The sequence below is a fragment of the Bacillus sp. KS1 genome (assembly GCF_020075515.1).
GTDB lineage: Bacteria > Bacillota > Bacilli > Bacillales > Bacillaceae > Bacillus > Bacillus velezensis.
This window is the reverse complement of the sequence record NZ_JACAWW010000015.1, coordinates 96,071-115,319: the sequence shown is the minus strand read 5'-3', so window position 1 is coordinate 115,319 and position 19,249 is coordinate 96,071. Positions and strand designations below refer to the sequence as shown.

Genomic DNA, 19,249 nt, shown 5'->3' with positions numbered 1-19,249 from the left:
ATTTTACTACACAATATTATATCATACAGCCGTACTTGTCATCTGACAAGCACGGCGTATTTATATGCTTATTTTCCGATTTTCACAATATCTTTTTGTTCCCGTTTTACGGTACCTTCGGCCGAAAGGGAAATCGCTTCACCCTCGGCAAGATTTGTAAAGACAATCGGTGTCATTAATGAAGGAACATGAGGTTTAACCGCTTCAAGATCAACTTCAAGCAGCTTTTGTCCCGGTTCAACCCGGTCACCCTCAGAAACAAAAGAAGTGAATCCTTCGCCTTTCAGGCTGACTGTGTCGATTCCGAAATGAATCAGGATCTCTCTTCCGCCGTCAGACTGAAGGCCGATCGCATGTTTTGTCGGGAAAACATTCAGCACTTTTCCGCGGACAGGCGATACGACGATTCCTTCTTCAGGAAGAATCGCAAAACCGTCACCCATCATTTTTCCTGAGAACACCTGGTCAGGCACATCGGTAATCGGATGGATTTCGCCGGTGATCGGAGAAGCGAACACTTCTTCACCCTGCTCGTTTCGGAGCGGATCTGCGATAACCTCTTCAACCTGCTGGCTGACTTCTTCTTGCGCGGATACTTTCGGTTCAGGGCGCGGCGTGCGTCCGGCGATAATATCCTGCATCTGTGTTTTTAAACCGTCAGAACGCGGGCCGAAAATGGCCTGAATGTTGTTTCCGACTTCAAGAACGCCTGAGGCGCCAAGCTGTTTCAAACGAGTCTTATCCACTTTCTTCTGGTCGTTGACCGTAACGCGGAGTCTCGTGATACAAGCGTCAAGGTGCTTAATGTTTTCCTGATCACCCATTGCCTGCAGGATTTCATAAGGAAGGTCGCCGGCTTCGCCTGAGGCGCCCGCACCTTCATCCGCAGCCTCTTCTTCACGGCCCGGCGTTTTCAGATTGAACTTTCTGATCGCAAACCGGAAACCGAAGTAGTAAATGACGGCTAATCCTAAGCCGACCGGAATGACAAGCCACCAAGCCGTCCGGTTAGGCAGAATTCCGAACAGGAAGTAGTCAATCAGACCGCCTGAGAAGGTCATACCGATTTTTACATGCAGAAGCTGCATGACCATAAAGGAAAGTCCCGCGAATACGCAGTGAATCGCAAACAGGATAGGAGCCACAAACAAGAATGAGAATTCAAGCGGCTCGGTAATTCCCGTTAAGAAACTTGTCAGAGCGGCAGAACCCATGATTCCGGCTACAAGTTTTTTCTTTTCAGGCTTCGCTTCATGATAGATTGCAAGCGCTGCCGCCGGAAGACCGAACATCATAAACGGATATTTCCCCGTCATAAATGTTCCCGCCGTCAGCTGTACGCCGTCTTTGATCTGAGCCATGAAAATCCGCTGATCTCCGCGGATGATGTCTCCGGCCGCATCTTTATAGCTGAAAAATTCATACCAGAACGGCGAGTAGAAAATGTGATGAAGACCGAACGGAATCAATGACCGCTCAATCATCCCGAAAATAAAGGCCGCCAAGGTTGGATTCGCTTCCACAAGACCCGTGGAGAAGGAATTCAGACCGTGCTGGATCGGAGGCCAGATCACTAACATAATAAGACCGAGAATTAATGCGGAAATTGATGTGATAATCGGGACGAACCGCTTACCCGCAAAGAATCCGAGGTACTGCGGAAGTTCAATTTTATAAAACTTGTTGAACAATAACGCGGCCAGAACCCCGACGATAATACCGCCGAACACGCCCGTCGCCAAAGTGGGTATCCCCAGCATGTTAATATAGGCCGGATGGTTTTCCGCAAAAAACTTTGCCCGTTCAATTTTGTCAGACGGAATACTGCCGTTTGCCATAAGCACGGCGCTCATGGATACGTTCATGACCAAGTATCCGATAATAGCCGCGATTCCGGCAACACCGTCTCCGTTGGCAAGACCGATCGCAACCCCTACTGCAAAAAGAAGCGGCAGGTTGTCAAATACGATTTGGCCGGCGCTTTCCATGACGTTCGCCACAAGCTGAACGTTATCATTGCTTAAGAAATGCATGACTTGAATCATATCTTTGTTCTGCATGGCATTCCCTAACGCAAGCAAGATCCCCGCAGCCGGTAAAATCGCAACCGGAAGCATAAGAGCACGGCCGATTTTCTGGAGAACGCCGAATAATGCTTTAAACATAAAAGATGTACCTCCTCTGTTAGCTAGTGTGACCTTACAGCGAAAATTCATGACAACGAATTCACTGGCGCAAGTCTTCAGTTTAACCGTTTACATTTGCCCTTTTACACAACAAAAAAGGCATGAGTAAAAAGGGTGTGCAAAATAACGGGATCGTTCTTCCCGTTTTTTACCCTCAATCACTCATGCCTGATCGAATCAGTGACACGTTTTTAAGGTTTCAACTGAAATTATGAAATTTTATTGGTTAATCGGTACAAATGAAGCGTGAGATAAACCGCTTCCGCCTCATGAACTGGTTTTTTCAGTATTTGCTGCAAGATTTTTATCAGTTTCCAAGCAGTATTGTAGCATAGCGGGTATTCATTTTTCAATAATAACATTAACTTTTTTGGTTCTTTTGTCTGCTCTTCCCGATTAATCCTGTCTATGGTAAATCTGATATGCCGGATCAGCCGCAAATAGTGGACGCTTTCTTTATTCACTTTCATCTGGAAAGATTCCTCAATCACCTGAACGAGCCGGGACATCAGCTGTGAATGCTGATTGACCTCTGAAAGGGGCCGATTACTCAGGGCGGAGTGGATATGCAGAGCGATAAAGCCGATCTCTCCTTCCGGAAGGCAGATTCCCGTCTTCTCATTAATCATGCCGACGACTTCACGGGCAATTTGGAATTCTTCCGGATAAAGCGTTTCGGTTTCCATGAGAAACGGGTTTTTAATGTCAAAACCCTGCTGCAGCCGCTTTACCGCAAAGGCGATATGGTCAGTCAGCGCAATATGGATGTGCTCATTTAACGGTTGGCTTGTCCGCTTCTTGATATGATAAATGACGTCATTGGAGATGTCGACAAGTGTCTCGTCCACATAACCGAGGAGCTTTTTAAATTGTTTTTGTTCTTTTTCATCCTTTAAGATGAACATCTTGTCATACCCTTTATCTTCAATAACATCCGCTTGTTTTTTTCCAAAGCCGATCCCTTTTCCGATTAAGACGACCTCATTATATCTATCATGTGTTGCGATGAGCACATTGTTATTTAATACCTTTTCAACTGTAAAGGACCCCTTCATGATCCTCAGCTCCTTTGTCATTCAATACATCATATCGTACAAAACGAACGGAAAGCGCGTCAATTCTTTTTTTAGACGGTTGATCGTTCAATAAGGCGGTAATCAAGAACTTTCCTTGCCGGAGGCCCGCCGCTGATCCGGTTCTCAAGCATGTGAAAAGCCTGCTTTCCCATTTCTTTTGTTTGTATATCTATTGTAGAAATACCTAACATCTTGCTGATATCATGATTGTCGATGCTCAAAATCGCAAGCTCTTCCGGGATGCGTGTCCCATTTGCCTTGGCTTCAAGGTAAAGACCTGCGGATACTTGATCATTCGCCGCAAACAGCGCAGTGGGTTTGTCATCCCAGCTCTTCCATCTATGAAAAAGGGCTTTCCCGTCAAGCAGCGTCAGCGCCTTTTCCACAACCAGCTCTTCCCTGTAAGGCTGCCCGGTCTTATTCAGCGCCTCTTTGTATGCGGCGATGCGGACTTGACTGTTTTTTCCCTTTTTTCTGGCCAGGCTGATCGCTATTTTCCGGTGTCCCTTTTCTATCAGATAATCCAGACCGTGCCGAAATGCTTCCCGATGCGGATTACTGATGGAGGAAAGCCCTGCCGCATCAGTGTACTGGCAGAGGATGAGCGGTTCTTTCACGGTAAGCAGATGCTCATCAGGAATTGCTTTGGAGCAGATAATCAGGCCGTCCACTTGGCGCTCCTGTAATTGTGATAAAGCAAAACGTTCTTTTTGCTGCTGATAATCTGTCTGGTATAAAGAAAGATGCACGCCTGACGCTTCGGCAGCCTCGGCAATACCTGCAACAAGGTCTGCAAAATACGGAAGATTCACCGACGGAAGCACAACGCCGATCATATCGGAAAAACCTTTGGATAAATGCACAGCATGAATGTTGCGCGTATATCCGAGCGATTGCACCGCTTTTTTCACTCTTTCTCTTTTGTCCTTACTTACATAAGGATGATCGTTTAAAACTCTTGATACCGTTGTAACAGAAACCCCGGCAGCGCCGGCAATGTCTCTGATCGTAGCCATGGCGTCCCCCCTTTCTTTTTTTCCCTTGATCTGGAATGCGTTTCATACAGTAAGCTAGAAACAGATACATCCTATTCGTTTGAAAGGAGAAGAACAGCGATGGGGATTCTTTGCTTAATCGGTTTGTGTCTGGCCATACTCGGCGGCAGTTACCTTGCCCTGCGGCCCCTGAATGAAAAGCATGACATCAAACCATTTCAGCATTTTGATGATTTTTTCATTTAAAAGGTGATAAAAAAGGACGCTGCGTTCCAGAACCGTCCTTTTTTATCACAAAGCTTTCTATTTCAGAATCGTTAATTCTTTCGGATACTGCGTTAGTGCTTCGGCGCCGTCTTTTGTGACGAACACATCGTCTTCAATGCGCACGCCGCCGACATCCGGCACGTAAATCCCCGGTTCTATCGTGTAGACCATGCCTTCTTTGAGGAGTGTGTCGTTCGCGCTGCTCATTGATGGATATTCGTGAACCGAAATCCCGAGTCCGTGGCCGAGGCGGTGCGGGAAATAGTCTCCGTATCCGGCTTTTTCAATAATGCCGCGGGCTTTTAAATCAAGATCGCCGATTCTGACACCTGGTTTGCTTAATTGAAGCGCCGCCTGTTCAGCTTTAAGCACCGTTTCGTAAATCTCTTCCTGCTTCGGGCTGATTGATTGGTATGCGAATGTTCTCGTAATGTCTGAACAGTAGCCGTCAAGAATAACGCCCAGATCAAACAGAACGAAATCGCCTTTTTTCAACCGGTCTGCACCCGGATTCCCATGGGGCTGGCCTGATTTTTCCCCGAACAGCACCATCGTTGAAAATGACATGCCCTGCACACCTTTTTTCTTCAGCTCAAACTCAATCTGCGCGAGTACTTCCGTTTCACTCACACCCTCTTTAAGCGCCGCGACACCGACTTCAACTCCGTAATCCGCGAGTTTTGCCGCTTCCCTGAGAATGCTGATTTCCTTCTCATCTTTCACGAGACGGAATTGGTTTAGCGTTTCTTCTGCCGAAACAAATGCCGCGCCCCCTGAAGCTTGTTTGAGCTGTTCTGAGCGGGAAAGAGAGATCGAATCCTTTTCAACCGCGATGGAATCAAGCCGCACATTTCGTTTTGTGAGCTCGGCTTTGATCAGCTCCCACGGATCTTCGTGATCGCCGTAGCCGATAATACCATGCTCCCACCCGGCGCTTCGGGCTTGTCCGGCTTCCATTCCCGGACAAACGAAAAACGGCTCCTGTTCCTGAAACAGGAACAATCCCATTAACCGCTCATGCGGATCTGTGTAAAAATCAGTTAAATAAAATACGTTTTCCTTTGTATGTATAAATGCCGCATCATGTCCTTCTTTTTTCAGCCAAGATGAAACACGTTCTAATCTGTTCATTTTTTGCTTTTCCTCCTTACCAAAGTGACTCTTTATTCATTCTATCAGTTTTCCGGCGTTTATGCTGTGAACGAACATTAAAAAAACAGCCGCCCGATGTGCGGCTGTCATGTTTATTTTAATAATCTCAGTCCGTTCAATATGACCAGAATCGTGCTCCCCTCATGCCCGATCACGCCAAACGGCAGTTCCATCACCTGCAGAAAGTTAGCGCAGATCAAAAGGCAGATGACCGAGAGCGAGAAAACAATATTCTGCTTAATAATCCGGTTCATTTTCCTTGAGAGTCTGCACATTTTCACAAGCTTGTGAAGATCATTTTTCATAAGGACTAAGTCAGCCGTTTCAAGGGCCACGTCCGTTCCCCCGCCCATCGCGATACCGACGTCAGCGGTTTTCAGAGCGGGCGCGTCATTAATGCCGTCCCCCACCATGGCGATTGTGCCGTACGTTTCTTTCAGCTTCTTCACTTCTTTTGCCTTTTGGTCCGGCAGACAATCAGCAACAACCGTCGTCATGCCCGCCTCTTTTGCGATGGCAGCCGCAGTTTCAGACTGATCGCCGGTGAGCATGGCTGTTTGAATGCCCAGTGATCCAAGCTCAGCCATTACAGCTTTGGCTTCAGGTCGGATTTGATCCTTTAAGGCAAAGCAGCCCGCAATCCGGTCATCTTTTTTAACAAAGACCAGTGTAAAACCTTTATCCTTTAATTCTTTTCCCGATGTCTGCAAAAAAGCATCTGCCGCATCTTCACCTGCAAACCCCGCTTTTCCGACCATCCATTTGACGCCTTCTATTTCAGCCTGAACACCGAATCCGGACGTCTCGTCAATCGATAGATGTCCTGCGGGCGCGGCGCCCCGGCTTTCGGCAAATTCAGCTATCGCTTTTGCAAGCGGGTGGCTTGATTGCTTTTCTATCGTATACACCGCCTGCATGATCTCATCTTCATTCACATGTTCCGCAGCTTGAAATGCCGCGACTGCGGGCTGTCCCTTTGTGACCGTGCCGGTTTTGTCAAAAGCGATCATCCGGACGCTTCCCAGCTGCTCTAAAAACACACTTCCTTTAACCAATAATCCGTTGCGGGCCCCATTTGAGATAAGGGAAAGCGCAGCGGGCATAATAGAAGCGACAAGCGCGCACGGGGAGGCGACCACCATAAACACCATCGCCCTGTAAAAGGTTTCACTCCAGCTCCAGCCTAAAGCGAAATGAGGAATGAATAAAAGCAAAGCCACGGCTAACAGCACGCCTTTTACATAGACACTTTCGAATCGTTCAATAAATGCCTGAGCCGGTGACACGCTGTTTTGGGCTGATTCCACCAGCCGGATGATTTTTCTGAATAAAGACTGTTCATTTGTTTTCGTCACACGGACCGTTAAGGAGCCGTTTCCGTTTACCGTTCCTGTAAACACAGAATCTCCGGCTGTTTTTTCCGCCGGCATCGCTTCACCCGTAAGCGCCGATTCATCGAGGCTCGTCACGCCAGACTCAATGATCCCGTCTGCTGCTACGCGTTCGCCCGGCTTAATGACGATCATGTCACCGATCTTAAGTTCAGCAGCCGGCACCCGCTTTTCCCGTCCGTCCGCAAGCAGTGTCGCTTCCTCCGGTTCCAGTTTCATTAAAGAGGTTAAATCACGACTGCTTTTATTCATCGTATATGTTTCGAGCGCGCCGCTTAACGAAAAAATAAAGATAAGAACAGCGCCTTCAGCCCAATAACCGATCAGGGCGGAGCCGACAGCCGCAAAAATCATCAGCAGTTCCACATTTAACGCCTTCGTCTCAATGGTATCCTCAATTCCCTCTTTCGCTTTTGCAAATCCCCCGATCAGGAAGGCAAGGATATACAAAGTGACGGACAGGCCTTTTGTTTCGGTAAAAAACCAGGCCGCAAGAATAAGGACGCCGGATACGAGCGCCGCAATGAGTTCTGCATGCTGGAGCCACTTTTTTCCGGCCCGCTCTTCTTGTATGTGCTGTTGTGAATGGGTTTGTGTCATCACTTGTTCATTCATTATGAATTCTCCTCTCTAATTGAGAACGCAAATCATCTTCAATTCCCCGATAAAAGCAAAACAGCCGCCTGACAGGCAGCATTTTCACAGTGTTATCGCAGTGTTTTCTTTATTATAGCATGCCGGCGGAAGATTTCAATTATAATTGTTTTAATTTCTTTTTGATAATAATTATCATTAGTGTTTCTTCAGCTGTTCATTATATGCAAAAAAGGTGCGGGAGGAATTCCTCCCGCACCTTTTTATTTCTCTGACCATTCTTTTAATTGTGAGGCGGTCATCGGACCGACGATCTTTTTTTCGATTTCTCCTTTTTCATTCAGCAGAAATGACGTGGGAATCGTCATGACATCGTATTCCTTCATAAGCTCGCCTTTCGTGTCAAGAACAATCGGGAAAGTGAGATGATGCTGACTGACAAAGTTTTGAACGGTATTTTTGTTTCGCTCGGCATTCATCAAATTTACCGTTACAAGGCTTACATCATCGGACTGATGCTGTTCAAAAAACGTTTGGAACTGCGGCAGTTCTTTTTTGCACGGCGGACACCACGATGTCCAAAAATGCAAAATCGTTTTCTGCCCTTTATTCGGAATCGATATCTCGTCTCCTTCAATCGTCTTCATCAGAAACACGGCAGGAACTGCCTGTTTTTCTGATGAGGCTTTTGCTTCAGGCATCCAGACGGCGGCAGCTATCAAAAGGACTGCACATACAATTAGGCGGTTTTTATGCATATGATCTTCCTTTCACGCGTTTCGGATAGCTTACCCTTCCTTATTGAAATGTATCAGCCTTTTCAGCTTTCGATCCGGGGCGCTGTTCTTCCGCCGCCCGTCAAAAACACGGAGACACCGAGGTCTTTGCAGATCGTCGCGTAATGTAAACTTGTCAGAAGAATCATGCCGGTATTCATGCCGAGTATAATGCCGAGCATTTGCAATTCCGGCATAGAACCGAGCACATACATCATCGAAAGCCCTACAATGCTGCTCCATACGTTATGATAAAACGCCGTTTTCACGTGGCCGATACCGATCAGACAGGCCTGAAGCGGCATCACAAACAGATGAAAAAGAAAAAACGGCCACAAAAGCTGCAAATAATACTGCGCTTCCGGAGACTGAAAAAACAAATGGGTCAGCGGGCCCGCGAACTGAAACATGACCCAGACTGCCGGAATGCCGTAGCCGAATGTAATAAAAATCGCTTGTCTGAGCCGTTTCAGCACAATATCATATTGGGACAGCGCATACGCTTCTGAAATGCTGGGAATCATGACGACCATCAGCGAATGGGCGATAAATGCGGGAAACGAACCGATTGTCATCGCTACACCGGCAAGCATGCCGTATTGATCAATCGCGGCTGTCCCGGCTGCCCCGGACGCCAGCAGCGCTCCTTTCACTAAAAAGGGTTCAATAGCGTTTGTCACCGCATGAAATATACGAAGTCCCGTTGTCGGGATGGACACGGCCAGAAGGCGTTTCCGCACGTCTTTCCCGCGAAGATGAATGTGCTGATGGCCGGAAAGCGCCCTCCGCGCCAAAATAAACTGCGTATACAAGTAAACGAACACCACGACATCGCTTGCGACCAGCACAAATAATGAAATGAGCACGGCCATATCAATTTCAAAAGAGTACCATTGAAAAAAGATAAACAGACAAAGCACTTGAATGATTTTTTTCATGACATTCGCAACCGCGATTTTTCCCATTTGCTGCACACCCATAAAATAACCTCTGGCGATGGATGTAAAAGCGACGACTGGAATCAGCCCGATGACAATCCCTTTAATAAACGGGTGATACGTATCGAATACAGGAATGAACGGCAGCGCGATGCTTGCGGCCGCGGTTGAAAACGCGGTAAAAACGGCGGTCATTCTGAAGGCATGCCGGAGCATGCTTTCATGCAGCTTCTGATTGGATTCCGCGATGAATTTTGAAATGGAGATCGGAAGCTCCAGACTGGCGATGACGATAATTAAAAAAATGGTGGGCAGAATGCTCATGTAAAGTCCCATCCCATGCTCGCCAAGCTCCCGCGCCAGTATCATATTCACGACAAATTCCAGACATTCCGCGAAAAAGGCGGCGATGGATAAAAGAATGATCCCTTTCACAAATCGATTCATGGTGTCTCTCCTTGTCTCTCGTTCTTCCATCATCATATGAGACAAGTTCTGAAAATATTTTCGATTTCTCAAAATTGAAAAAAGCATAGCCGGGATATTTTTGATCCCGCTATGCTTACATCGCAAATACGTGTCTGCCGATCCGTTCGATAATTTTTCGGGAACGAATCCAGTGGTCAGATGCCGTTTTCGGATTGTAGAAAAACAACGCGTTCGTTTCTCTGCCCGGATGGTCAAGCGCCTCATTTGCGGCGGCGATGGAATCCTTATCCGGCTTTTGATTAATACTTCCGTTTGCTACCGGTTCAAATGCATTCCTTTGATAGATCACGCCCCGAATGGTATCCGGGAAGCCGTTCTTTTCAGTCCGGTTCAGCACTACGCTGGCTACCGCAACCTTCCCTTTATAAGACTCACCCTTCGCTTCTGCGTGAACGAGACGCGACAGAAGTTGTCTGTCAGCGCGGGAATACGTTTTTTTCGGCGGCTGATAAGCCGTCTCCTCCGGTTTGGCTTCCTTCTCTTGGTGAGATGACAGCTTTATCGGTTGGATAGAATGCTTATGATCCGTTTTTGAAAGCTTCGGAACCGAGCTTTTTTTATTTAAATCAGCAACCAGTGTGCTGGGTTCTTGCTTTGGCTTCTTCGCAAAAGTAAACAGAGCTTCTGTATGTTCAATTTTTGATGCAGGCATAAAACATAGAAAAAAGACAGCCAAGGCAGCAAATTTTGTCGTCATACGATTTCCTCCTTAAATACTTCACTACCTTAACAAGAGCTGTGCGCAAATTCACGGTTAAAGATTTTCCAGTGCTCCCAATCAGCTTTTATGATGGAAGAAGTTCGTTAACGGCCTTGTTATTGGCAGGAAAACAGCCGTCATTTTCACAACATTAACCAAATAGCAGTAAAAGTATCCATCGGAGGGATTTTACATTTTGTTTACATCTGTTACAGCCAGATGAAATGAGAAACTGAAACCAAAAAAAAGACTCCTCAAGTGCGAGGAGCCGTCAGCTTCTTGGCTGTTCTAAATACTGGAAGATAACATCTCCGCCCTGCTGTGCAATACCGCGGAAATGCTTAAAATCTTCCTGCTTCGATAAAACTGCTCGAAATGCAAGAAAATGTTCTTTCTGCACCCTGAATTCTTTGATTTCACCGGTGCGCATTTGGTTGATAGATTCTGAAATTTCCTCAGGCAGCAACGAACACAGCCTCCTTTTCTCGGCTTTTTCCCGAAAATCAATATACCATCTTTCCCCCGCCGGGACAATGATTGAGCGGGCTGATACCCATATCGCTTTACTTCTTAAAGAAAATACTGCAAAATATTTTCAAACAGGATTTATGATAAAGGAGAGGAAGCTCGTGAAAATTGCTAAGGTTGGAAACGTCATTGAATTTAAAAACGGATTAACCGGTATTGTTGAAAAAGTAAATGAAAACTCCGTCATCGTTGATGTAACCATCATGGATAATTATCGTGATCTTGAATTAGATTCCCTCACTGTCGTCAACCATAAGAATTATAAAATCATCAGAGACTCCTATTAAACCCCCCGAACAATCCGAACCATTTACATATCCCGCACAAAAGCTGCCGTCCGGCAGCTTTTTCAAATGAATTCAGATCTCGGTCATTTCTACAAAAAAATCACCGGTCTGATCTTTATTGTAAAGATTTGTGACGGATGTATGGTAGTTGGTTATTTCACCGCGGAATTCAAGCCCGCGCTCAGGCGCCTTGATGTCAAATGTTTTTTCATACAAAAGGACGGCAATATCATGATACGTTTCAGAGGTCACCTTCAATACAAATGAAATCATGCGGCCGTTTTTGCCCGCACTTTCTTTACAATCATACATTTTCAGCCTTACACCGTTTAACTCTAACGGCTCCATAACGAACACTCCTTCTTTTTACAGGACATGCTATCATGCTGACCATTCCTTTACAATTGATCCGCTCCGAATGAGAAAAAACAGCGCAGGCCTTTACAAACGTATGTTCCCTATTTTATAATGAAACAGACGAGCTGCCATCCAGCACCCGTCACGTATTGAAGCGGCGAGTACACTCCCCCCGGGTTTACTCGTCTTTTTCTTTTCTCCAAATGATCTCTCTTTTCCTTATAGAAGTTCTGTGCAAATATCATGCACCTTTTTGGCTGCGCGGCACAGACGAAAAATACCCCCGCTTAAAAGGCGGGGGTATTTAGGTTATATTCCGAGACCGCCGGCACTCCCGAGGAAACTTCCCATTCTTCACCGAACTTTTGAATAGCGTACAGTCGCAGTTATCACATCGTCCTGCTGTCCAATTTGGTTCATTTGTTACAAGAAGTTCACCTAGTTTCTAAAGTATAGTTTTTTCCATTACCACTGTTTTAACTTCATAACCCTTAGGGTTGGTAACCGTTTCTTCTTTATAAACTATGTAACCCATTCTTTCGTACAAACTTATATTTTTTGATAATGATGCACGAACACGGCATTCTATTTTCTTTTTTTTATTTTCAATAGCATAATTCTCAATCCATAATAATATTGCTTTCGCTATCCCTTTTCCTCTTGCGTGTGATGTAACGGATAATCTTGAAAAATATATCGAGGTATCTTTTAATGTAATTCTAGAAGAAGCAACTGGTTCCCCATCTACAAAGCACAACAATGCTTTTTCTAATCCTTGTTTCATTGCATTTAATAGATGATCTAACGGTTCATTTAATGCACTAGAGGGAACTTCAAGAAATCTATATTCTTCAAATGCCTCTAACATAATTTGATGCACAATCTGATATTCTTCTGCACTTGCTAATCGTATTTCTAAATTCATTTTTCCCCTCCAAGTTGATATTATCTAGAACTATTATATCTTTTTTATAATTTTCTGTTATGCTGACTGCCATGTTTCTTCCGTAAATTAAATTTTTATTTATTACAGGAATGCTGCCCGGCTAAAAAAAGCAACTGCTCTTATTGCAATTGCTTTCGTTTTCACCATTTAGATGAATAGCATTTTATATATTTTTGTATACCTGAGCGTAAGCAATCTTAGAAATAAACTGAATAGACTATACTTGCTCTTTTAAAAAGACTTATAATGGTCGCAGAGGTGGTCAAAATGAAACTAAATGCAACGCCGCGCCTAAACGCCGTTATGAAGGCGAAAGGATGGACGCAGGTAAGACTTTCGGAAGCATCTGGTGTGCCACAAGGTTCGATATCGCGCTTCGATAAGAATAGTCGCCACGAAGACTAGCACGTTTTTTCGATTGCGAAAGCGCTCGACGTAGAAGTCGATGAGCTATTCGAAATTGAGGACGCTGAATAAATAGAAGGTATTGAAAAATCCCCGCCTAAAAAGACAGGGATCGTGGTCACACATTTGTATATTTCCGGTCACGGTGTAGTCACAAGAGGGCCGCCAAATTGTGACTCGGTCACATTTCCGTCTAAAACTGACGCTAAATGTTCGGGTTTTACCGTGACCTCACTCCGTTTCACACTTCCGACCACAACCGGGGGTATTTAGGTTATATTCCGAGACCGTACTCCGTCTGAAAATTAACGGTTGTCAATCGTCTCCGGATACATATCATGATTTATCATCCGATGTTCGGCCATTTTTTCATATTTTGTTCCCGGTCTGCCGTAGTTTGTATACGGGTCAATCGAGATTCCGCCTCTTGGCGTGAATTTGCCCCATACTTCAATGTAGCGGGGGTCCATTAATTCGATCAAATCATTCATGATGATGTTCATGCAGTCCTCGTGGTAGAAAAGGCAGGTCAAAGTCTTGTCCCATAAGTACTTGCTCTAGACATTAATCATGAAGTCACACCAATTTCACACCTTACCAAACGATTGATTTTAACCTTTTTTGGGGACTATTTGTAATCTCTGCGCAGTGAAATTATACCTGTGCTAGCCCGCCATCTACGAACAATTCAACACCCGTCAAGTAACTGCTTTCGTCTGAAGCAAGGAAAGATACAGCGTTTGCTACTTCTTCAGGTGTCCCAACTTTTCCAGCTGGAACAGTATTTCTGGCATTTTCCATTGCTCCTTCAAGTGCATCGCCAAAAAGCTCATCGTATGCAGGTGTAAGAATAGCTCCTGGACTAACCACATTTACACGGATTTCAGTACCTTTTAGGTCAAGAATCCAGTTGCGAACTAGTGCTCTTAATGCTGCTTTAGATGCTCCATATACACTAAACGCTGGGTTGCCAATTGATCCAGCAGTAGAGCCCGTTACAATAATAGAACCTGCTTTGTCCGGGAATAGTGATAACGCTTTTTGAACAGTAAAGATGGTTCCTTTAACGTTAATGTCGAACGTTCTATCAACCTGCTCTTCAGTAATTTCACCTAATGGAAGGAAGTTGCCGATGCCTGCATTAGCAAAAAGAATGTCCAACTTACCTTTTTCCTGCTTTATCATGTCATATAGTTTGTCTAAGTCTTCAAGCTTAGAAATATCACCTTGAACACCGGTTACATTCTTGCCAATTTGGTTAACAGCTTTATCAAGTTCGTTTTGTCTACGTCCCGTGATATAAACATATGCACCTTCGTTTACAAATTTTTGTGCTGCAGCAAGACCAATCCCACTTGTTCCACCCGTTACAAGCGCTATTTTACCTTCAAATTTACCCATACTTAACACTCCTTTAGAATTCATTTTATTTTACGTCTAGTACCTTTAAGTACTTGAAGAACAACTTACAAGATATAGTATCCTTCAGTAAGCACATTATCGGAAGTACCCACTTTTTTGTGATATAGTAACTAAAAAGTAATAAATGTGGAATGGAGAGCTTTAGACATGAAAAAATTTAGCTGTGGGTTTGAAGTGACAAAGGAAGTCATTGGCGGAAAATGGAAAGGCCTTGTATTATACTTTTTAATGAATGGGCCAAAGAGAACGAGTGAATTAAAGCGCATTATCCCAAATATAACTCAGAAAATGCTGATTCAAACACTTAGAGAACTTGAAGCCAGTGGACTTGTGAGCAGAAAGATGTATAATCAAGTACCGCCGAAGGTTGAATATTCATCCACTGAACTTGGAGAATCTCTTAAACCTATCTTGCAGGAGCTCTGTCAATGGGGAAGCCATTATGCGGAGCAAGAGTATGCAGAAGGTGAATATGAAATTGTACGTTAGGATTGATGTAGCTGCTGAAGTAAATGCTAAACAACTTCAATACCATCACCTAACAGATGAAGAACAGTCAGAAATAAATGAGATATTCAATTTTGAAAGTGAAGTTCTAATAAGAAGTGTCATGGACTATATTCAGGAGAACTTTGATGAAATTCAAAAAAGAGCTGTTTCAAATGTTAAAGAGAAGGTTCAGAAACTTAGCCAAAAAATAAATGAAGATATTGATAATCATATTTAATGCCTATGATCTCTAGATAGGCATTTTTTCTTTCGGATAAAAAAGAAAAGACGTACAAATTGTACGCCTTAATCTGCTTCTGTACTATCAATTTTTCACTGCATAAAAGTCACAGTTCAGGTTGCACCTCAGGTCACACTTTTATTGAGCTTAGTGCGGGTCACAATTCCGCTGAAAATCAGCACTGAATGTTCGGATTTTACTGTGACTCCACTTCGTTTCACACTCCGTATCACACAACGGAATAATTACCGATTATCAATCGTCTCCGGATACATATCATGATTCATCATCCGATGTTCGGCCATTTTTTCATATTTTGTTCCCGGTCTGCCGTAGTTTGTATACGGGTCAATGGAGATTCCGCCTCTTGGCGTGAATTTGCCCCATACTTCAATGTAGCGGGGGTCCATTAATTCGATCAAATCATTCATGATAATGTTCATGCAGTCCTCGTGGAAATCTCCGTGGTTGCGGAAGCTGAAAAGATACAGCTTCAGCGATTTGCTTTCCACCATTTTTTCGTCCGGAATATAGCTGATGTAGATGGTTGCAAAGTCCGGCTGTCCCGTTTTGGGGCAAAGCGACGTAAATTCCGGGCAGTTGAATTTAACGAAATAATCACGGTTCACGTGTTTATTCGGAAATGATTCCAAAACCTCCGGCGTATATTCAAATAAATAGTTTGTCCCTTGATTCCCCAGGAGCGTAACTCCTTCTAATTCTGATTCTTTTCTTGTCATATAAATCTCCCTTTCTATTAAACTCCCCGTTTATTGCCCCAAAGCAATGTATGCAGCTGAGGCAGGACTCTGACGAGATTCAGATCCGAATCGGCTGAAACCTTATCAACGAGTGTTTCGTATTTTCCGAGCAGATGTGCGATCAATGCCCGGTCGTCCGTCGTATGGACGTTATCGTTTCCGACCTGAAGATAAAACGGGATATTCGGATACCGCTTGTGCACGGTTTTCGCGAATTGCAGATCTTCATCATTAAAAATGACGACCTTTAAGCTGACCGCGTTAAGCCTTTCTGCCGCATCAAGCGAAGACACAATGTGATCGAGCTTTGCAAAATCGGTTGTCATCCCCGAACTTGGCGGCTTCGGTGAAATCGTCAGGTCGTTAATCATTGTAAACCAATCCTGATAGACCGTTCCCTGCGTTTCTAAAGCGGCGCGCACCCCGTGCTCTTTCAGCAGCAGAATCAGCGCGTCAAGCTGCTTTAACAGCGCCGGGTTTCCTCCTGAGATGGTGACATGGGAAAAGGCGTCTCCGCCGATTTCTCTCAGCTCGCGGTAAATGTCTTCCGCCGTCATCCAGCGGATATCTTTTTTGGCTGAGCCGTCCCATGTAAAAGCGGAGTCGCACCAGCTGCAGGAGTAGTCGCAGCCCGCCGTGCGGACGAACATGGTTTTCTGGCCGATAACCATGCCCTCCCCTTGTATCGTCGGTCCGAAAATTTCTAATACCGGAATTCCTTTAGCCATTCCTATCACCTTTTTTCGGGCGGTATACGCAATAGCTTGTCGGGGTTTCCCTGACAAAAATCTGCACGCAGACCGGCTGATTCTCCAGTGTTTCAAGGTAGGACTGCACCTTATCGTAAATCGTTTTGGCCACGACCTCGGTCGTCGGCAGTGAATATCTGTCATCTTCAGAAAATTCGTCATGGTCATTCAGCAATGTATGATCGTAAGCGCCGTGCACCAATTTCTTCAGCACGCTGAAATTCACGAGAAAGCCTGAATCGTCCAGTTCATCCCCCGCAACTGTAATATTTACTGTATACGTGTGCCCGTGGACTCTGCTGCACGCTCCGGCGCTTTCGCGGGGAATAAAGTGCGCGGCTGAAATGTGCATATCCTTATTCAACTCAAACGAATAAGGATGCTGAACCTGCGGGTAAATTTGAGAAAGCAATTAGTTCCGCTCTCCTTTCATTTTCATATATTCATCATATCCTTTATTGCGGAGCAGGCATGCCGGGCATTCGCCGCATCCGTCTGCAATGATGCCGTTATAGCAAGTCAGTGTGTTATTCTTTACAAAATCAAGCGCGCCGAGCTCATCCGCAAGTTTCCACGTTTCTGCTTTGTTCAGCCACATAAGCGGCGTATGAATGACGAACGGCTTTTCCATCGCCAGGTTGACGGTGACGTTGCAGGATTTGACAAACTCGTCACGGCAGTCCGGGTAGCCGCTGAAATCAGTCTCGCAAACACCGGTGATAATGTGGCGCGCGCCGATTTGATATGCAAGAATCGATGCAAAGGATAAAAATACAAGGTTGCGTCCCGGTACAAAGGTTGTCGGCAGTTCCCCATCCTTCACTTCAATTTCGATATCATCTCTTGTCAGCGCATTCGGCGCGAGCTGATTTAAAAGAGACATATCAAGCAAGTGATTTTTGACACCGAGCTTTTCGGCAATCGATTTTGCCACATCGATTTCTTCTTGGTGACGCTGATTATAATGGAATGTAACGGTTTCCACTTCTTCAAAGTTTTGCAAAGCCCATAATAAACAAGTCGTGCTGTCTTGGCCTCCGCTGAACACCACAACTGCTTTTTCTTTTTTCATGTCTTTCTCTCCCTTATCTATCATTCCATAAAAAAAGCGCCTTTTTCGGAGAAGGCGCCCTAAAAAACATAAAAAAACCGTATCCAAGGATACAGCTCGTCCTTAGTTTTTTATAGAGGGTGTAGCTAGAACCTCTCCCGCATCAATACGGATTTTCTTCTTTTTTCACTTTTGCTATCATACCATAATGTTGTTTCCCGTGACAATAAAAAAACAGCCTGAACCCTGTGTCAGGCTGCAAAATCGGGTTTAAGCCCCGCGTTTTTTCCCGGGAAATACCATCAGCGCAATCCCGATCAGAACAAATAAAGCAGGCCAGAAAACAGAAACCGGAATGATCGGCTGATTCGTCATCATAAAAGAAAGTGCTGTCAAGGTCAGCACCGCAACCGGGATGAGCAGCGCCTTCTCTTTCCCGCCGAACAGCCACAGCTCAAATAAACCGAATGCCGTTGCAAGCAGATAAACAGGCCATGTCACACCGGAGTAGGACCAATTGGTTGCCGTTTCAAAGACAAACAAGATCCCCGTAATCAATAAGATGCCGCCCGGTACGAGAAGCCCCGCGTTTTTGATAGGTTTCGGGCCGAAAATCGGAATGTGAAAAGCGGCGCCCAGCAAAAGAATGAGAGCGGGCCAGCCGCGTTCGCTGATGACTTCATTTACATTGGTGAATATGGCGAAAATGCCCGCGGCGCACAGAACCGCAGCAGCAGTCAAAAGCCCTCTTTGCCTTCTGCCGAACAGCCAGGCTTCAAACAGGCCGAACGCAACGGCAAAGAGGTAGACAGGCGATGTCACATTTGCGTATGTCCAATCCGTCAGCGTTTCAAACCATAACAACCCGCCCGTCACAAGCAAAATGCCGCCCGGAATAAGAAGGCCCGATCTTTTTTTCGGCTGCATAAAGGCAGCGACGTGAAACAAAAGCGCGGCTGCGATGATCAAAAGCGGCCACAGCCCCGTCATCAGCATACCGGCAAAGCATAGTGCTCCCACGGCTGTCAGGATGAAAGCAGGAATCAATACACCTAACTTCCTCCCGCCGAAATACCACAGCTCAAACAGACCGAGAGCAGGCACCCATATATAAACAGGCCACGTCACGCCTGAATACGTCCATCCTGTTGCGGTCTCAAAACAAAAGAGGCAGCCCAGCACAAGAAACATACCGCCCGGAACGAGCAGTCCCGCCTGGTCAGGCGTTTTTTTCGCAAAAATAAATCCGGCGTGAAACCCTGCGGACATTATAATGAAAAGAAACGGCCACGCCGAACCTGCGGATATATGTATAACTCCCGCCTTCTGTAAAAAAAACGCAATGCCGATACAAATAAAAATAAATCCCAATAATACACGTCGAGCTTTCATCTCTTACTCCTCCCCATCATTTCCCAATTCATTATACAGAAATGCCAGGAAAAAAGA

21 protein-coding genes, 3 pseudogenes and 1 riboswitch are annotated in these 19,249 nt (G+C 45.2%); of the genes and pseudogenes, 5 read left to right on the top strand and 19 right to left on the bottom strand.

Annotated elements, in window-relative coordinates; genetic code table 11:
- Positions 1-68: 68 nt before the first annotated feature.
- From ptsG to HWY38_RS08075, 3 genes are all read right to left on the bottom strand, one after another.
- Entirely contained in the window at positions 69-2,165 is a 2,097-nt protein-coding gene (ptsG, locus tag HWY38_RS08085) for a glucose-specific PTS transporter subunit IIBC (RefSeq protein ID WP_003154656.1), read from the bottom strand.
- 230 nt (positions 2,166-2,395) lie between these two features.
- Positions 2,396-3,262 (bottom strand): glucose PTS transporter transcription antiterminator GlcT, encoded by an 867-nt coding sequence (glcT, locus tag HWY38_RS08080; protein WP_224181629.1) that lies wholly within the window; start codon positions 3,260-3,262, stop codon positions 2,396-2,398.
- A gap of 50 nt (positions 3,263-3,312) precedes the next feature.
- Entirely contained in the window at positions 3,313-4,278 is a 966-nt protein-coding gene (locus HWY38_RS08075) for a LacI family DNA-binding transcriptional regulator (RefSeq protein WP_224181628.1), read from the bottom strand.
- A 99-nt stretch (positions 4,279-4,377) separates the two neighbouring features.
- Here HWY38_RS08075 and HWY38_RS19140 point away from each other — a divergent pair, with 99 nt between their 5' ends.
- Positions 4,378-4,503, top strand: a complete 126-nt coding sequence (locus HWY38_RS19140; protein ID WP_003154659.1) for a hypothetical protein — start codon at positions 4,378-4,380, stop codon at positions 4,501-4,503.
- A gap of 57 nt (positions 4,504-4,560) precedes the next feature.
- Here the strand turns inward: HWY38_RS19140 and HWY38_RS08070 are convergent, their stop codons facing one another.
- The 6 genes from HWY38_RS08070 to HWY38_RS08045 all read right to left on the bottom strand — a co-directional run bounded on the left by HWY38_RS08070 (position 4,561) and on the right by HWY38_RS08045 (position 11,030).
- Positions 4,561-5,655: a M24 family metallopeptidase gene (locus HWY38_RS08070; protein WP_007611047.1), complete on the bottom strand. Its 1,095-nt coding sequence runs from the start codon at positions 5,653-5,655 to the stop codon at positions 4,561-4,563.
- A 113-nt stretch (positions 5,656-5,768) separates the two neighbouring features.
- Complete coding sequence (locus tag HWY38_RS08065) at positions 5,769-7,682, bottom strand: heavy metal translocating P-type ATPase (protein WP_224181627.1); 1,914 nt, start codon at positions 7,680-7,682, stop codon at positions 5,769-5,771.
- Between the two features lie 242 nt (positions 7,683-7,924).
- Positions 7,925-8,419 (bottom strand): endospore biogenesis thiol-disulfide oxidoreductase StoA, encoded by a 495-nt coding sequence (gene stoA / locus HWY38_RS08060; RefSeq protein ID WP_317986214.1) that lies wholly within the window; start codon positions 8,417-8,419, stop codon positions 7,925-7,927.
- 62 nt (positions 8,420-8,481) lie between these two features.
- Positions 8,482-9,822, bottom strand: a complete 1,341-nt coding sequence (locus tag HWY38_RS08055; protein WP_007409593.1) for a polysaccharide biosynthesis protein — start codon at positions 9,820-9,822, stop codon at positions 8,482-8,484.
- Positions 9,823-9,937: 115 nt separating this feature from the next.
- Positions 9,938-10,561 carry a cell wall hydrolase gene (locus HWY38_RS08050; protein ID WP_007611030.1) on the bottom strand — a complete coding sequence of 208 codons (624 nt, stop codon included), beginning with the start codon at positions 10,559-10,561 and terminating at the stop codon, positions 9,938-9,940.
- A gap of 274 nt (positions 10,562-10,835) precedes the next feature.
- Positions 10,836-11,030: a hypothetical protein gene (locus tag HWY38_RS08045; RefSeq protein WP_029325879.1), complete on the bottom strand. Its 195-nt coding sequence runs from the start codon at positions 11,028-11,030 to the stop codon at positions 10,836-10,838.
- Positions 11,031-11,193: 163 nt separating this feature from the next.
- On the opposite strand from HWY38_RS08045, the gene HWY38_RS08040 reads away from it, so the two are divergent.
- Positions 11,194-11,379 (top strand): YkvS family protein, encoded by a 186-nt coding sequence (locus HWY38_RS08040; protein WP_003154669.1) that lies wholly within the window; start codon positions 11,194-11,196, stop codon positions 11,377-11,379.
- Between the two features lie 72 nt (positions 11,380-11,451).
- On the opposite strand, the gene HWY38_RS08035 is transcribed toward HWY38_RS08040, so the two are convergent.
- The 3 genes and pseudogenes from HWY38_RS08035 to HWY38_RS08025 form a co-directional block, all read right to left on the bottom strand.
- Positions 11,452-11,727, bottom strand: a complete 276-nt coding sequence (locus tag HWY38_RS08035) for a DUF3219 family protein (RefSeq protein WP_045207255.1) — start codon at positions 11,725-11,727, stop codon at positions 11,452-11,454.
- A 313-nt stretch (positions 11,728-12,040) separates the two neighbouring features.
- Positions 12,041-12,151, bottom strand: a pseudogene (locus HWY38_RS08030) (hypothetical protein); the annotation flags it as partial.
- A gap of 30 nt (positions 12,152-12,181) precedes the next feature.
- On the bottom strand, positions 12,182-12,661 hold the full coding sequence (locus HWY38_RS08025; RefSeq protein WP_224181626.1) for a GNAT family N-acetyltransferase: 480 nt from the start codon (positions 12,659-12,661) through the stop codon (positions 12,182-12,184).
- 288 nt (positions 12,662-12,949) lie between these two features.
- Here HWY38_RS08025 and HWY38_RS08020 point away from each other — a divergent pair.
- Positions 12,950-13,159 (top strand): annotated as a pseudogene (locus tag HWY38_RS08020) (helix-turn-helix domain-containing protein).
- Positions 13,160-13,392: 233 nt separating this feature from the next.
- Here the strand turns inward: HWY38_RS08020 and HWY38_RS08015 are convergent.
- Together HWY38_RS08015 and HWY38_RS08010 are read right to left on the bottom strand one after the other, a co-directional pair.
- Positions 13,393-13,605, bottom strand: a pseudogene (locus HWY38_RS08015) (NADPH-dependent 7-cyano-7-deazaguanine reductase QueF); the annotation flags it as partial.
- A 136-nt stretch (positions 13,606-13,741) separates the two neighbouring features.
- Positions 13,742-14,488 (bottom strand): SDR family NAD(P)-dependent oxidoreductase, encoded by a 747-nt coding sequence (locus HWY38_RS08010; RefSeq protein WP_224181625.1) that lies wholly within the window; start codon positions 14,486-14,488, stop codon positions 13,742-13,744.
- 168 nt (positions 14,489-14,656) lie between these two features.
- On the opposite strand from HWY38_RS08010, the gene HWY38_RS08005 reads away from it, so the two are divergent.
- Positions 14,657-14,998: a winged helix-turn-helix transcriptional regulator gene (locus HWY38_RS08005; protein WP_007611023.1), complete on the top strand. Its 342-nt coding sequence runs from the start codon at positions 14,657-14,659 to the stop codon at positions 14,996-14,998.
- On the top strand, positions 14,982-15,236 hold the full coding sequence (locus tag HWY38_RS08000; RefSeq protein ID WP_224181624.1) for a hypothetical protein: 255 nt from the start codon (positions 14,982-14,984) through the stop codon (positions 15,234-15,236). Before HWY38_RS08005 ends, HWY38_RS08000 begins: the two co-directional genes overlap by 17 nt.
- A 248-nt stretch (positions 15,237-15,484) precedes the next feature.
- Here HWY38_RS08000 and queF read toward each other — a convergent pair whose 3' ends face one another.
- From queF to HWY38_RS07975, 5 genes are all read right to left on the bottom strand, one after another.
- Positions 15,485-15,979 (bottom strand): preQ(1) synthase, encoded by a 495-nt coding sequence (gene queF / locus HWY38_RS07995; protein WP_224181623.1) that lies wholly within the window; start codon positions 15,977-15,979, stop codon positions 15,485-15,487.
- Positions 15,980-15,996: 17 nt separating this feature from the next.
- Positions 15,997-16,728 carry a 7-carboxy-7-deazaguanine synthase QueE gene (queE, locus tag HWY38_RS07990; RefSeq protein ID WP_003154676.1) on the bottom strand — a complete coding sequence of 244 codons (732 nt, stop codon included), beginning with the start codon at positions 16,726-16,728 and terminating at the stop codon, positions 15,997-15,999.
- Positions 16,721-17,161: a 6-carboxytetrahydropterin synthase QueD gene (gene queD / locus HWY38_RS07985; protein ID WP_007611020.1), complete on the bottom strand. Its 441-nt coding sequence runs from the start codon at positions 17,159-17,161 to the stop codon at positions 16,721-16,723. The genes queE and queD overlap by 8 nt, the downstream gene beginning before the upstream one ends.
- Positions 17,162-17,821 (bottom strand): 7-cyano-7-deazaguanine synthase QueC, encoded by a 660-nt coding sequence (queC, locus tag HWY38_RS07980; RefSeq protein ID WP_224181622.1) that lies wholly within the window; start codon positions 17,819-17,821, stop codon positions 17,162-17,164.
- Between the two features lie 96 nt (positions 17,822-17,917).
- Positions 17,918-17,962: riboswitch (PreQ1 riboswitch) on the bottom strand.
- A gap of 108 nt (positions 17,963-18,070) precedes the next feature.
- On the bottom strand, positions 18,071-19,192 hold the full coding sequence (locus tag HWY38_RS07975; RefSeq protein ID WP_224181621.1) for a hypothetical protein: 1,122 nt from the start codon (positions 19,190-19,192) through the stop codon (positions 18,071-18,073).
- Positions 19,193-19,249: the final 57 nt, after the last annotated feature.

What these genes read in the sequence shown, in the direction of transcription:
- HWY38_RS07975 (WP_224181621.1), bottom strand. Translation starts at nt 19,192, where the DNA reads ATGAAAGCTCGACGTGTATTATTGGGATTTATTTTTATTTGTATCGGC.
- ptsG (WP_003154656.1), bottom strand. Translation starts at nt 2,165, where the DNA reads ATGTTTAAAGCATTATTCGGCGTTCTCCAGAAAATCGGCCGTGCTCTT.
- HWY38_RS08070 (WP_007611047.1), bottom strand. Translation starts at nt 5,655, where the DNA reads ATGAACAGATTAGAACGTGTTTCATCTTGGCTGAAAAAAGAAGGACAT.
- HWY38_RS08035 (WP_045207255.1), bottom strand. Translation starts at nt 11,727, where the DNA reads ATGGAGCCGTTAGAGTTAAACGGTGTAAGGCTGAAAATGTATGATTGT.
- HWY38_RS19140 (WP_003154659.1), top strand. Translation starts at nt 4,378, where the DNA reads ATGGGGATTCTTTGCTTAATCGGTTTGTGTCTGGCCATACTCGGCGGC.
- queF (WP_224181623.1), bottom strand. Translation starts at nt 15,979, where the DNA reads ATGACAAGAAAAGAATCAGAATTAGAAGGAGTTACGCTCCTGGGGAAT.
- HWY38_RS08025 (WP_224181626.1), bottom strand. Translation starts at nt 12,661, where the DNA reads ATGAATTTAGAAATACGATTAGCAAGTGCAGAAGAATATCAGATTGTG.
- HWY38_RS08075 (WP_224181628.1), bottom strand. Translation starts at nt 4,278, where the DNA reads ATGGCTACGATCAGAGACATTGCCGGCGCTGCCGGGGTTTCTGTTACA.
- queE (WP_003154676.1), bottom strand. Translation starts at nt 16,728, where the DNA reads ATGGCTAAAGGAATTCCGGTATTAGAAATTTTCGGACCGACGATACAA.
- HWY38_RS08005 (WP_007611023.1), top strand. Translation starts at nt 14,657, where the DNA reads ATGAAAAAATTTAGCTGTGGGTTTGAAGTGACAAAGGAAGTCATTGGC.
- glcT (WP_224181629.1), bottom strand. Translation starts at nt 3,262, where the DNA reads ATGACAAAGGAGCTGAGGATCATGAAGGGGTCCTTTACAGTTGAAAAG.
- HWY38_RS08055 (WP_007409593.1), bottom strand. Translation starts at nt 9,822, where the DNA reads ATGAATCGATTTGTGAAAGGGATCATTCTTTTATCCATCGCCGCCTTT.
- HWY38_RS08050 (WP_007611030.1), bottom strand. Translation starts at nt 10,561, where the DNA reads ATGACGACAAAATTTGCTGCCTTGGCTGTCTTTTTTCTATGTTTTATG.
- HWY38_RS08010 (WP_224181625.1), bottom strand. Translation starts at nt 14,488, where the DNA reads ATGGGTAAATTTGAAGGTAAAATAGCGCTTGTAACGGGTGGAACAAGT.
- HWY38_RS08065 (WP_224181627.1), bottom strand. Translation starts at nt 7,682, where the DNA reads ATGAATGAACAAGTGATGACACAAACCCATTCACAACAGCACATACAA.
- queC (WP_224181622.1), bottom strand. Translation starts at nt 17,821, where the DNA reads ATGAAAAAAGAAAAAGCAGTTGTGGTGTTCAGCGGAGGCCAAGACAGC.
- stoA (WP_317986214.1), bottom strand. Translation starts at nt 8,419, where the DNA reads ATGCATAAAAACCGCCTAATTGTATGTGCAGTCCTTTTGATAGCTGCC.
- HWY38_RS08000 (WP_224181624.1), top strand. Translation starts at nt 14,982, where the DNA reads ATGAAATTGTACGTTAGGATTGATGTAGCTGCTGAAGTAAATGCTAAA.